Source organism: Telluria beijingensis (assembly GCF_030770395.1).
GTDB classification, from domain to species: domain Bacteria; phylum Pseudomonadota; class Gammaproteobacteria; order Burkholderiales; family Burkholderiaceae_D; genus Telluria; species Telluria beijingensis.
In genome coordinates, this window is record NZ_CP132480.1 from 1080821 (window position 1) to 1093916 (window position 13096).

12 protein-coding genes are annotated in these 13096 nt (G+C 65.1%); 7 read left to right on the forward strand and 5 right to left on the reverse strand.

Translation table 11 applies throughout. From position 1 onward, the window contains the following. Positions 1-143: 143 nt before the first annotated feature. Positions 144-635, reverse strand: coding sequence for a DciA family protein (locus Q9246_RS04850; protein ID WP_306395864.1), 492 nt, complete (start codon positions 633-635; stop codon positions 144-146). 157 nt (positions 636-792) lie between these two features. On the opposite strand from Q9246_RS04850, the gene Q9246_RS04855 reads away from it, so the two are divergent. The 7 genes from Q9246_RS04855 to Q9246_RS04885 all read left to right on the forward strand — a co-directional run bounded on the left by Q9246_RS04855 (position 793) and on the right by Q9246_RS04885 (position 10338). Next, positions 793-2181: an MBOAT family O-acyltransferase gene (locus tag Q9246_RS04855; protein WP_306395865.1), complete on the forward strand. Its 1389-nt coding sequence runs from the start codon at positions 793-795 to the stop codon at positions 2179-2181. Between the two features lie 3 nt (positions 2182-2184). Further along, positions 2185-3399: an alginate O-acetyltransferase AlgX-related protein gene (locus Q9246_RS04860; RefSeq protein ID WP_306395867.1), complete on the forward strand. Its 1215-nt coding sequence runs from the start codon at positions 2185-2187 to the stop codon at positions 3397-3399. Between the two features lie 163 nt (positions 3400-3562). Next, a complete protein-coding gene (secA, locus tag Q9246_RS04865) occupies positions 3563-6349 on the forward strand; it encodes a preprotein translocase subunit SecA (protein ID WP_306395869.1) in 2787 nt (928 codons plus the stop codon). 140 nt (positions 6350-6489) lie between these two features. Next, positions 6490-7728 (forward strand): bifunctional glutamate N-acetyltransferase/amino-acid acetyltransferase ArgJ, encoded by a 1239-nt coding sequence (gene argJ, locus Q9246_RS04870; RefSeq protein ID WP_306395870.1) that lies wholly within the window; start codon positions 6490-6492, stop codon positions 7726-7728. Further along, positions 7728-8618 carry an ATP-binding protein gene (locus Q9246_RS04875; RefSeq protein ID WP_306395871.1) on the forward strand — a complete coding sequence of 297 codons (891 nt, stop codon included), beginning with the start codon at positions 7728-7730 and terminating at the stop codon, positions 8616-8618. Before argJ ends, Q9246_RS04875 begins: the two co-directional genes overlap by 1 nt. Further along, entirely contained in the window at positions 8611-9033 is a 423-nt protein-coding gene (locus tag Q9246_RS04880) for an NUDIX domain-containing protein (RefSeq protein WP_306395873.1), read from the forward strand. The genes Q9246_RS04875 and Q9246_RS04880 overlap by 8 nt, the downstream gene beginning before the upstream one ends. 9 nt (positions 9034-9042) lie before the next feature. Continuing rightward, a complete protein-coding gene (locus Q9246_RS04885) occupies positions 9043-10338 on the forward strand; it encodes a D-amino acid dehydrogenase (protein WP_306395875.1) in 1296 nt (431 codons plus the stop codon). Between the two features lie 173 nt (positions 10339-10511). On the opposite strand, the gene yacG is transcribed toward Q9246_RS04885, so the two are convergent. From yacG to Q9246_RS04905, 4 genes are all read right to left on the reverse strand, one after another. After that, complete coding sequence (gene yacG / locus Q9246_RS04890) at positions 10512-10694, reverse strand: DNA gyrase inhibitor YacG (RefSeq protein WP_306395876.1); 183 nt, start codon at positions 10692-10694, stop codon at positions 10512-10514. Between the two features lie 19 nt (positions 10695-10713). After that, complete coding sequence (zapD, locus tag Q9246_RS04895) at positions 10714-11469, reverse strand: cell division protein ZapD (RefSeq protein WP_306395878.1); 756 nt, start codon at positions 11467-11469, stop codon at positions 10714-10716. Between the two features lie 86 nt (positions 11470-11555). Next, a complete protein-coding gene (coaE, locus tag Q9246_RS04900) occupies positions 11556-12167 on the reverse strand; it encodes a dephospho-CoA kinase (RefSeq protein ID WP_306395879.1) in 612 nt (203 codons plus the stop codon). Further along, positions 12164-13033, reverse strand: a complete 870-nt coding sequence (locus tag Q9246_RS04905; RefSeq protein WP_306395880.1) for a prepilin peptidase — start codon at positions 13031-13033, stop codon at positions 12164-12166. The genes coaE and Q9246_RS04905 overlap by 4 nt, the downstream gene beginning before the upstream one ends. Between the last annotated feature and the right edge of the window lie 63 nt (positions 13034-13096).

Consider the following 13096-nt stretch of genomic DNA (forward strand, 5'->3'; position numbering starts at 1 on the left):
GCTGGCTGCTCTTGGGACTTGGGTTCCCGCCTTCGCGGGAACGACATGCTGAGAGCGTAGGCCGAGGGTTGGTGTTGCGATATGTCGCTTGCCTGAAGACCGTCATTGCCGCGTAGGCGGCAATCCAAGTTCTTCGCCAACCATTATCGCCGTTTCGCCGCCAGCGCCCTGAGCGCCGCCACCAGGTCGCGGTTCTGCTGCGTTTCCGGCAGCGATTCCGCCAATTCCTCGAATGCCTGCACCGCGCGCGGCGGCAGTTCGAGCGTGCGCATCTCGGGCCTGTCGGGCAGGGCGCGCGTCACCTGCAGCTTGATCCGGGTCGATTCCACCTGCCAGCCGCGCTGCACCAGCGTCGCCTGCAGCTTCGGCATCAGCTGCTTGAGTCGGGCCGCCAGCGCCGAGCTGGGCACAGCCAGGATCAATACGCCCTCCTGGAACGACAGCACATCGCAGTTATGAAAGATCGCCGGCAGCGCCGCCGCGCAGTCGGCCTGCAGGCGCGCCATGCGGCCCACGGCCGGCAGCAGGCTGGCCATGCGGTCGTTGGCGCGCAGGAAATCGGTGGCGGCGTGCGAGGTCTTTCGGGTACTGGTGCCGAAGATGTGGAAGGGGCGATTGGAAGGAAGGGACGACATTCCCGGGACCATACCACAGTGGGGGCGGTTTGCAATGCCGGACTGCCAATATGGGCCGCCGCGCAGGCTAAACTTGTCTTTCATAAATATAGTTCCTACAATACCGGCGCAGGTTGAATCGATGGCGCGTCGCTGTCGTCCGAACGCGCCCATCCCGATGCTCTTCTCCTCGATCGTTTTCCTGTTCTTCTTCCTGCCGTCTTTCCTGGTGCTGTACTACCTGCTGCCATGGAAGAACGCCGTCCTGCTGCTGGGCAGCCTGATTTTCTATGCCTGGGGCGAGCCGGGCTTCGTGCTGCTGCTGATGCTGTCGGCCGTGCTCAACTATGGCGCCGGCATGGCGATCGCGCGCGACCGCGGGCGCGCCAAGGCCTGGCTGGCGGCCGGCGTCACCGTCAACCTGGCCCTGCTGGCCTGGTTCAAGTATGCGGGCTTCCTCGCCGAGGCGATCAGGACCGCCACCGCCGCCGACTTCCCGGTGCCGCACATCACCTTGCCGCTCGGGATTTCCTTCTTCACCTTCCAGGGCATTTCCTACCTGGTCGACGTCTACCGCGGCGAAGTCACGGCCCAGTCCAGCTTCCTGCGCTTCGCCACCTATAAAGCCCTGTTCCCGCAGCTGATCGCGGGCCCGATCGTGCGCTACCGCCAGATCGCGGGCGAGATGGGCAAGCGCGTCATCACCAACGAGCGCATGCTGGCCGGCTTCCAGATCTTCGCGCTCGGCCTGGCGCAGAAAGTCCTGATCGCCAATACACTGGCGCTGCCGGCCGACCGCCTGTTTGGCGCCGTGCACGCCGACCTGTCGGCGCCCACGGCCTGGCTCGGCCTGCTGTGCTACACCTTGCAGATCTACTACGACTTCTGCGGCTACTCGAACATGGCGATCGGTCTGGCCCATATGCTGGGCTTCAGCTTCCCGCCCAACTTCGACCGGCCGTATTCGGCGCGCTCGATGACCGAATTCTGGCAGCGCTGGCACATCAGCCTGTCGACCTGGTTCCGCGACTACCTGTACATCCCGCTCGGCGGCAACCGGCGCGGCCCGCTGCGCACCTATTTCAACCTGGGCCTGGTATTCCTGCTGTGCGGCCTGTGGCATGGCGCGGCCTGGACCTTCGTGATCTGGGGCTGCTGGCACGGCGCCTGGCTGATCGTCGAGCGCATGGGCGTCAAGGCGGGCCTGGACCGCCTGCCGCGGGTGCTGGCCCAGGCCTGGACCCTGGTGCTGGTGATGCTGGGCTGGGTCTGGTTCCGGGCGCCGGATGCCGCGTCGGCGCTGACGTATTTCGGCGCCCTGGCCGGCGCCAGCGCCAACCCCTTCGGTCATCCGTGGCAGGCCGAGATCGGGTCGATGGAACTGACCGCCATCGCCATCGGCCTGGCGGGTGCGCTGCTGCCGACCGGCCACGCGCCGGGCGGACTGGTGCGCCGCTACAGCCAGGGCCGCTGGCGCTATCTGCCGCTGGCCGCGCTGAGCGTCGCCCTGTGCGCCTGCGCGCTCGCGAGCGGCACCTACAATCCCTTCCTTTATTTCCGGTTCTGAGCCATGACAGCCTTTCGCTTGCGCACCCACGCCGCCAGGATCGTCATCCTCGGCTTCCTGGCGCTGCCGCTGCTGGTGACGCTGTTCCAGCCCGCTAACGAGACGGCGGAGCAGCGCGTGCTGGCGCCTGCCCCCGGCCTGCCCACCAGCGTGGACGAAGCACTCGCCTGGCCGGCCAAGGCCGAAGCCTGGAGCAACGACCACTTCGGCTGGCGCGACACGATGGTGGAAACGTATGCGCGCCTGCGCCACGACGTGTTCAACCGCTTCCCGACCAACCAGATGATGGCCGGTCGCGGCGACCGTATCTTTTTGGCTGCGCACAACGACCGCGGCCAGGGCGCGCCGTACACCGCCCTGATCGCCTGCGGCTGGCAATTCGACGACGGCCCGCGCATCGTGAAGGAGCTGGGGCAGTTTGACCAGGTCTTCCGCGAACGCGGCATCCCGGCGCGGATGCTGATCGCGCCATCCGGTCCGGTGGTCTACAGCGACGAGATGCTGCCCTGGCAGTCCGAGCGCTGCAAGCCAACCCAGGTGCCGCTGCGCGGCCTGCTGGCCTCGAAGGAGCTGACGCCGGAGGCGCGCGCCCGCATCTACTTCCCGTTGAGCGAGATGTGGGCGATGCGCGAGCGTGTCGAGTTCTTCCCGAAGACCCACTTCCATTGGGGCGCCTCCGGCGCCGGCGCCGTCGCCGCGCTGACCGAGCGCCAATTCTGGGATCGCGGCGACGATGTCGGCAAGCCGATCCCGTTGGACGCCAAGGTGGGCCCGTCCGACGTCGCCTATCTGTTCACCGGCATCGAGCGCAACAGCCTGGCCGACGTGCCCAATTTTGGCGGCACCACGATCGCGCCATGCTTCGGCCCGGACTGCTTCCCCGAACTCAAGCCGATGATGGAGAAGCTGGGCGTGGTCGGCCGCTACGTCAATAGCGCGCCGGGACTCGGCCCGCGCCTGGTGATCTTTTCCGATTCCTTCGGCTATATGGGCGCGCCGATGTTCGCGCGTTACCATCGCGAAGTGGTGTACGTCTCGACCAATGCGCTGGTGCGGTTGGATCCGGCCGAGGTCGAGCAATTGCGCAGACTGATGCTGGCGCCGGGCAGCGACGACGAGGTGCTGTTCCTCTACCATGACGCCACCGTCCTGTGGGGCAGGGTGGGGACCGACCTTGCGTTGCTGTTCCCCGAGTCCTTCCCCGAAGCAAATAAATAAGGGATTCCAAGCAGAAAAACCTTGTTATCTGTGTGCCAAGCCCCAAGTGCGTGTCTGGCGCGCATGATAAAATCAGTGGTTATTTGCCTAACGCGGTCTTTGGTGCTTATCTCTTTGATATCATCTTGGCTTCTTTTTGCGGCGTATTTTTCAAGAACACAGCATGTCATTCCTGACCCAGATTTTCGGCAGCCGTAACTCGCGTCTGCTCAAGCAGTATCAAAAGACCGTGCGTCAGATCAACGCGCTCGAGCCACAGATGGAAAAGCTTTCGGATGCGGAGCTGCAAGCCAAGACGCCCGAATTCAAGGACCGCCTGGCCAAGGGCCAGACCCTGGACGACATCCTGCCAGAGGCCTTCGCCGTCTGCCGCGAAGCGGCCAAGCGCGTGCTCAAGATGCGCCACTTCGACGTCCAGCTGATCGGCGGCATGGTCCTGCACCAGGGCAAGATCGCCGAAATGGGCACGGGTGAGGGTAAAACGCTGATGGCGACCCTGCCGGTCTACCTGAACGGCTTGTCGGGCAAGGGCGTGCACGTCATTACCGTCAACGATTACCTGGCCCAGCGCGATGCGGACCAGATGGGCCAGCTGTACGGCTGGCTGGGCCTGACCACCGGCGTCAACCTGTCGCAGCTCGACCACGACAGCAAGCAGAAGGCCTACGGTTCCGACATCACCTACGGTACCAACAACGAATTCGGCTTCGACTACCTGCGCGACAATATGGTCTACGATGCGCGCGAACGCGTGCAGCGCGGGCTCAATTTTTCGGTGGTCGACGAGGTCGACTCGATCCTGATCGACGAGGCGCGTACGCCGCTGATCATTTCGGGCCAGGCCGAGAACCACACCGACCTGTACCACCGCCTGAACGAACTGCCGCCCAAGCTGGTCCAGCAGATCGGCGAGGAAACCCCGGACGGCAAGGGCAAGATCGAAGTCCCGGGCGACTACCTGAAGGACGAAAAAGCGCATACCGTGCTGCTGACCGAATCGGGCCACGAGCACGCCGAGGCGATCCTGACCGAGATGGGCCTGCTGCCCGAAGGCGCTTCGCTGTACGACGCCGCCAACATCACCCTGATCCACCACCTGTATGCGGCGCTGCGCGCCCACGTCCTTTACCACAAGGACCAGCACTACGTGGTGCAGAACAACGAAGTCGTGATCGTCGACGAATTCACCGGCCGCCTGATGACGGGCCGCCGCTGGTCGGACGGCCTGCACCAGGCAGTCGAAGCGAAAGAAGGCGTGCGGATCCAGAACGAGAACCAGACCCTGGCCTCGATCACCTTCCAGAACTACTTCCGCATGTACGCCAAGCTGGCCGGCATGACCGGTACCGCCGACACCGAAGCCTTCGAATTCCAGGAAATCTACAGCCTGGAAACCGTCGTGGTGCCGCCGAACCGTCCGTCGCAGCGCAAGGACCGCCAGGACCAGGTCTACAAGACGTCCGAAGAAAAGTACAACGCGATGTTGAACGACATCCGCGACTGCTACGAGCGCGGCCAGCCGGTACTGGTCGGCACCACCTCGATCGAGAACTCCGAGATGCTGTCCGGGATCCTGACCAAGGCCGGCTTGCAGCACAACGTCCTGAACGCGAAGCAGCACGCCCGCGAAGCGGAGATCATCGCCCAGGCCGGCCGTCCGAAGATGATCACCATCGCCACCAATATGGCCGGCCGCGGTACCGACATCGTCCTGGGCGGCAATGTGGGCAAGCAGATCCAGCTGATCGAAGCCGATGCCAACCTGTCGCCGGAGCAGAAGGCCACCCAGTCGCAGAAGCTGCGCGACGAATGGCAATCGCTGCACGATCACGTGGTCAATGCCGGCGGCCTGCACATCATCGGCACCGAGCGCCACGAATCGCGCCGGGTCGACAACCAGCTGCGCGGCCGTTCGGGCCGCCAGGGCGACCCGGGTTCTTCGCGCTTCTACCTGTGCCTCGATGACGCGCTGCTGCGCATCTTCGCCGGCGACCGCGTGCGCGCCATCATGGACCGCCTCAAGATGCCGGAAGGCGAACCGATCGAGGCGGGCATCGTGTCTCGCTCGATCGAGTCGGCCCAGCGCAAGGTCGAGGCCCGCAACTTCGACATCCGCAAGCAGCTGCTCGAGTACGACGACGTCGCCAACGACCAGCGCAAGGTGATCTACACCCAGCGTAACGAACTGCTGGAGTCGACCGACATCAGCGAGATGATCAACTCGCTGCGCGTGGGCGTGTTCACCGACCTGGTGCGCGACTACGTGCCGGCCGAATCGGTCGAGGAACAGTGGGACGTCAAGACGCTGGAAACCACCCTGGCCTCGGAATGGAGCCTGGATGTGCCGCTGCAGCAGATGCTGCAGGACGAGCCGAACCTGAACGACGACGACATCCTCGAGCGCGTGCTGGCCGCGGCCGACGCCTCGTATGGCGCCAAGGTCGGCGTGGTGGGCAAGGAATCGTTCGGCGGCTTCGAGCGCAACGTCATGCTGCAGAGCGTGGACACCCACTGGCGCGAACACCTGGCGGCGCTGGACCACCTGCGCCAGGGCATCCACCTGCGCGGCTATGCGCAAAAGAACCCGAAGCAGGAATACAAGCGCGAGGCCTTCCAGCTGTTCAGCAATATGCTGGACCTGATCAAGAACGAAGTGATCCGCACCGTGATGACCGTGCGCATCCAGTCGCGCGAAGAAGTCGAGGCCGCCGAGGCGGCGATGGCGGCCCAGGCCGCGCAGCTGGAAAACGTCAACTACCAGCACGCCGACTTCAATCCGTCGGCGGCGCCGGAAGAGCTGCTCAATCCGAACCCGAACCGCAGCGGCGATGGCGAGGCCGTGTCGGCCGAGGACCACAACAGCTATATGGGCGTGAAGGTCGGCCGCAACGATCCATGCCCTTGCGGCAGCGGCAAGAAGTTCAAGCAGTGCCACGGCAAGCTGGCGTAAGCCGGCGCGTGGTGCGCAGATGAAAAACGGCCGGGGCGACCCGGCCGTTTTCATTTTTGCTGCGTAACAGAAACCTCGCAGCATCGTCGGGACGCTGGCGTTACAATAACGAATTCGACAATTTTTCCAACGAGATCACCATGGCCGTCAATTCCCCCCTGCCAGTCGCCGCCGACCTGAAGCCCGTCAACGGTGTCGAGATCGGCTTTGCCGAAGCCGGCATCAAGAAGCCGAACCGCAAGGACATCCTGATCATGAAGCTGGCCGAAGGCGCGACCGTCTCCGGCGTGTTCACCCTGAACCGCTTCTGCGCCGCGCCGGTACAGGTCAGCAAGGCCAACCTGGACGCCGTGAAGAACGGCGCCGCGCCGATCCGCGCGCTGGTGGTCAATACGGGTAATGCCAACGCTGGCACCGGCGAGCAGGGCCTGGCCAATGCGCAGGCCACCTGCCTTGAGGTGGCCAAGCTGCTGGGCCTCGAGGCCGGCCAGGTGCTGCCATTCTCGACCGGCGTGATCCTGGAACAGCTGCCGATGCAGAAGCTGCTGGCAGGCCTGCCGGCCGCCGCCACGAGCCTGAAGGCGGACAACTGGTTCAACGCCGCCGAGGCGATCATGACCACCGACACCCAGCCGAAGGCTGCCTCGCGCACCGTCACCATCGGCGGCCAGGAGGTGACCATGACCGGCATCAGCAAGGGCGCCGGCATGATCAAGCCGAATATGGCGACCATGCTCGGCTACCTGGCGATCGACGCCAAAGTGGCGCAGCCGGTGCTGGATGAACTGGTCCAGCACGCGGCCGACCATTCGTTCAATGCGATCACCATCGACGGCGATACTTCGACCAACGATTCCTTCATCGTGATCGCGACCGGCACTGGCGGATTGAATGTCGACAGCGCCAGCGGCGCCGACTACGAAGCGCTGAAGGAAGCCGTCACCGACATCTCGCGCAACCTGGCGCAGCAGATCATCCGCGACGGCGAAGGCGCGACCAAGTTCATGACCATCACGGTCGATGAAGGCCGCGATGTTGCCGAATGCCGCAAGATCGCCTACGCGATCGCCCACTCGCCGCTGGTCAAGACCGCCTTCTTCGCGTCCGACCCGAACCTGGGCCGCATCCTGGCCGCGGTCGGCTATGCCGGCGTGGACGACCTCGACGTCACCAAGCTCGACCTGTACCTGGACGATGTCTGGGTGGCGAAAGCAGGTGGCCGCAATCCGGACTACAAGGAAGAAGACGGTCAGCGCGTGATGAAGCAGTCCGAGATCACGGTGCGCGTCAAGCTGGCCCGCGGCGACGCCACGGCCACCGTCTGGACCTGCGACCTGTCGCACGACTACGTCTCGATCAACGCCGACTACCGTTCCTGATGACGCCGCTGGATCAATTCCTGCGGCGGGCGGAGGGCCTGCTCGAGCGCCTGGAGGCGGTGCTGCCGCCCGCCACGGCGCGCGAGCCCGACTGGAAGCGCAGCTTCGCCTTCCGCTGGCGCCGTCGCCCGAATGGCGGCGGCAACTACCTGCAGCCGGTGCTGCATGCGTCGACCATCGCCCTGGACGACCTGCATCACGTCGAGGCGCAAAAGCGCCAGATCGAGCAGAACACGCGCCAGTTCGTGGCGCATCGCCCGGCCAATAACGTCCTGCTGACCGGCGCGCGCGGCACCGGCAAATCGTCCCTGATCAAGGCCTGCCTGAACGCCTTCGCCGGCCAGGGCCTGCGCCTGATCGAGGTCGACAAGGCCGATCTTGCCGACCTGCCCGACATCATCGACCTGGTCGCCGGCCGGCCGGAGCGCTTCGTGGTCTTCTGCGACGACCTGTCGTTCGAAGAAGGGGAGGCGGGCTACAAGGCCTTGAAGGTGGCGCTCGACGGCAGCATCACGGCGCAGTCGGACAATGTGCTGATCTACGCGACCTCGAACCGGCGCCACCTGATGCCCGAGAAAATGTCGGACAATGCCAGCTACCGCCACGGCGAGGATGGCGACCTGCATCCGGGCGAGACGGTCGAAGAGAAGATCTCGCTGTCCGAACGCTTCGGCCTGTGGCTGTCCTTCTACCCGTTCCGCCAGGACGACTACCTGGCCATCGTCGGCCACTGGCTGGCCAGCTTCGGCTGCACCGGGCAGCAGATCGCCGCCGCGCGGCCGGAGGCCCTGCAATGGGCGCTGCAGCGCGGTTCGCGCTCGGGGCGCGTGGCCTGGCAATTCGCGAAGGACTATGCCGGCAAGCTGCCGGATGAAACAGCCGATGACTGATGTGAGCACCAACAAACCGCCGGTCGACGTCGCCGTCGGCATCCTGATGCGCCCCGACGGCGACGTGCTGCTCGGCCAGCGCCCCGACGGCAAGCCGTATGCGGGCTACTGGGAATTCCCGGGCGGGAAAGTCGAAGCCGGCGAAGACATCTTCGTGGCCCTGCAGCGCGAGTTCATGGAAGAACTCGGGGTGCAGGTGGTCAGCGGCGAAGCCTGGTGCTGCGTCGAGCACGTGTACGAGCACGCCCACGTGCGCCTGTATTTCTACATCTGCCGCGAGTGGCAGGGAGAGCCGCAAAGCCTGGAAGGCCAGGCATTTGCATGGCAGGGCGCCTTCGGTGTCAGCCCGCTGCTGCCGGCCACCATCCCGCTGCTCGAATGGCTCGACCGGGTGCGGTATCCGGATCAATCTTAAGGAACAAGCGTGAAAGTCATCATCCTCGGCAGTGGCGTCATCGGAACCGCATCGGCGTATTTCCTGGCCCAGGCCGGGCATGACGTCACCGTGATCGACCGCCAGCCCGGCGCCGGGATGGAGACCAGCTTCGGCAATGCGGGCGAGATCTCGCCCGGCTATGCCACGCCGTGGGCCGGGCCGGGCGTGCCCATGAAAGCCGTCAAATGGCTGGCGATGCAGCACAGCCCCCTCGTCATCCGCCCGAAACTCGATCCGCAGCAGTGGCGCTGGATCCTGCAGATGCTGGCCAACTGCAATACCCGCAGCTATCAGGTCAACAAGGGCCGCATGGTGCGCCTGGCCGAATACAGCCGCGACGTGCTGGTGCAACTGCGGCGTGACACCGGCATCAGTTACGACGAGCGCAGCCAGGGTACGCTGCAGCTGTTCCGCACCCAGAAGCAGCTCGACGGCGCGCACACCGACACCGAGGTGCTGGAGCGCTCGGGCGTGCCCTACAAGCTGCTAGATCCACAGGGCTGCACGCAGTACGAGCCGGCGCTGGCGCGCGTGCCGGGCCGGTACCTGGGCGGCCTGCTGCTGCCCAACGACGAGACAGGCGACTGCTTCAAGTTCACCCAGGCGCTGGCCGAACTGGCCAAGGGCCTGGGCGTCAAGTTTCGGCACGAGGTGAAGATCGAGCGCCTGAACGTCGAGGGCGACCGTGTCGTCGGCGTCGTGACAAACAAGGGCGAGCTCAAGTCGGACACCTTCGTGCTGGCGCTGGGCAGCTATTCGCCGCTGCTGCTCAGGCAGATCGGCATCCACATCCCGGTCTATCCGGTGAAAGGGTATTCGATCACGGTGCCGATCACCGACCCGTCGGGCGCGCCGGAATCGACCGTGATGGACGAGACGTATAAAGTCGCGATCACGCGCCTGGGCGACCGCATCCGCGTCGGCGGCACGGCGGAACTGAGTGGCTACGACCTGCGCCTGCACCAGGCGCGGCGCGACACGCTCGAACACTCGGTGACCAATCTGTTCCCGGAAGGCGGCGACGTGCGCCAGGCTTCGTTCTGGTGCGGCCTGCGGCCGATGACGCCGGACGGCACGCCGGTGATCGGACCGACGCCGTACCGCAACCTGTTCCTGAATACGGGCCATGGCACGCTGGGTTGGACCATGTCGTGCGGGTCGGGGCGGGTGCTGGCGGATCTGCTGTCGGGGAAACAGCCCGAGATCGGGCTGGAGGGCTTGTTCATGGACCGTTATGGTCGGCGTAACAGGCCGGTAGTGGTGCCGGAGGGGATCAGCCGTTAGCATCTCGTCGTTACCTCCACTGGAGGTAACGACTTCCCGCGGAGGCGGGAACCCAAGGTTGCCAGAGTCGTCACCGGCGGATGCACTTGTGGCTGCGGTGCCGACTTGGGTTCCCGCCTGCGCGGGAACGACGTGCTGGCAGCAGCGTGTTCCACGAGCAGCGCCGGGACGCATCAACGCTCGTTCGGCGCCTCGTCCAATGGATCCGCCGGTGCGGCGCCCGGAATGGTGTACTTCTCCTCGGCCCAGGCGCCCAGGTCGATCTTCTTGCAGCGTTCGGAGCAGAACGGGCGAAACTTGTTCGCCTCGGTCCACTCGACTTGCTTGCTGCAGGTAGGGCAGGCTACAACGGTCATCGATACTACCAATCAAAAATCAGAAATTGCAGAGTGTCAGGTCGAACGGCACGTCTTCTTCCAGCGGCTTCGGCTTGCAATCGCCGTCCTGGCTGGTAAAGCGCACCCACAGCATGTACTTGTTGGCCGAGATCTCGGGGATCGCCCCCGCCGATTCGTCCAGGGTCAGGCGCAGCATCTGGTAGATTTTACCCTGTAACATCTGCTGGTAGCTGCCCGCCACGGCGATCATCTTGACCGGCACGCCCGAGTTGCGCAGCAGGCGCAGCACCAGGGCAAGCGCGTCCAGCAGCGGGGCGAGCGGGCCGAACCAGCCCATGATGTCGGCATGGCGCTGCTCGGCCGGGCGCTTTTGCCAGGCGTAATAGGACGGCAGGTCAAATTCGCAGGCGCCGCCCGGGATGATGGTGCGGCCGCGGATGCTCATCAGCCATTCGTTCTCGCGCACGTTCTGGCCGGTCTTGCCCTGGCTTGCCACCAGGGCGCTGCTGGCCACGTCCAGTTCGGCCAGCACGGCATCCAGGGTATCGGTGGCCACCGCAGGATTGCTGCGATACAGCAGCAGCGACTGTTTTTGACGCTCGAGTTCCTGCAGCAGGTCGGACTTCAAATCGGCGCGGCCGGCTACTTCCAGCATGTCGAAGATCGTCGCGAGGGCGACGTGGTGCTGCATCGGGTGTTCCTGGTGCACAAAGAACTTGAACTTCTCGTACAGGTCTTCCAGCCGCAACAACGTGCGAATCCTCTCGTTGAAAGGGTATTCGTAGACGATCAAAATGACATTCCTCTGAATGTAGGCTGGCAAGCAAATTGTGATTCTGAACCATGCAGAGCAAAATTACAAACACTGCATCAATCTTGTTACGAACTTAATTCAAGATACCGCTTATGCAAGCGTGTTACCTGGGGCAGCAGGGCGTCCAGGCCATCGTCGTTGTCGATCACGTCGTCGGCCGCCGCCAGGCGCTGCGCCCGCGTGACCTGGGTCGCCATGATTGCCCGTACCTCATCCGGGCCCAGCGCGCTGCGCTGCATGACGCGCGCCACCTGCGTGTCTTCCGAACAGTCGACGGCCAGCACGCGCGATACCCGCTCGCGCCAGCTGCCCGATTCGATCAGCAGCGGCACCGCGAAGATGACATAGGGGCCAGTCGCGATGGCCGCCGCCGCGGCGGTGGCGTCGCGGATGCGCGGATGCAGGATCGCTTCCAGCCGGCCGCGTGCGCCGGCATCCGAAAACACCAGGCTGCGCATGCGCGCGCGGTCCAGCGCACCCTCGGGTGTGGCGAAGTCGGGCCCGAATTCGGCCACGATGGCCGGCATCGCCGCGCCGTGCGGGGCGGTCAGCGCATGGGCGATGGCGTCGGTATCGACGATCGAGGCGCCCAGCGCGGCGAACAGCTCGGCCACGGTGCTCTTGCCGCAACCGATGCCGCCGGTGAGGCCCACCGAGAACGCCAGTTTGCCACTCATCCCAGCAGGCCTCGGCCGAACTGGCCCAGTTGCTCGCCGTACAGCATGGCGAGGAGGCCGGCCGCCGCCAGGTAGGGGCCGAAGGGGATCGGCTTGTTGCGTGCGCGCTTGGCGAACACGATCAGGCCGATGCCCACCAGCGCGCCGACCACCGAGGACAGCAGGATGATGGTCGGCAGCGCCATCCATCCGAGCCAGGCGCCGAGCGCCGCCAGCAGCTTGAAGTCGCCATAGCCCATGCCCTCCTTGCCGGTGGCGAGCTTGAAGGCCCAGTACACCGCCCACAGCACCAGGTAGCCGGCCGCGGCGCCGATCACCGCGTCCTGCAGCGGCACGAAGGTACCGTTGATGTTGATGAGCAGGCCAGCCCACAGCAGCGGATAGGTCAGGTCGTCCGGCAGCAGCTGGGTGTCGACGTCGATGAAGGTCATCGCGATGAGCAGCCAGGCGAACACCAGGCTGGCCATCCCCGCCGCGCCGCTGCCGAAGGTCCACACCAGCAGGCCGGAGACGATGGCCGTGAACAGCTCGATCGCCGGATAGCGCGGCGAGATGCGCGTCTTGCACTTGCGGCATTTGCCGCCGAGGGCGAGCCAGCTGACGACCGGGATGTTCTCGATGGCCGTGATCTGGTGGCCGCAGCAGGGGCAGCGCGAGCGCGGCGTCATCAGGTTGAAGGTGTCGGTGTGCGGCGGCTCCTTGCCGCTTTCCTGCGCCACGTAATTGTCGGATTCGCGCTGCATCATCTTCGGGATGCGGTGGATCACCACGTTCAGGAAGCTCCCGACCAGCAGGCCGAGCAGGGCTGCCACGAGGGTGGGGCCCAGCAGGGCGGAAGGGGCAAACAACAACGATTCCAGGGGCATGGCGGTCCGGTCCGAGACGTGTAGGCGGCCATCGGAACGAGGGCCCGCCGCAGGGTGATTCTT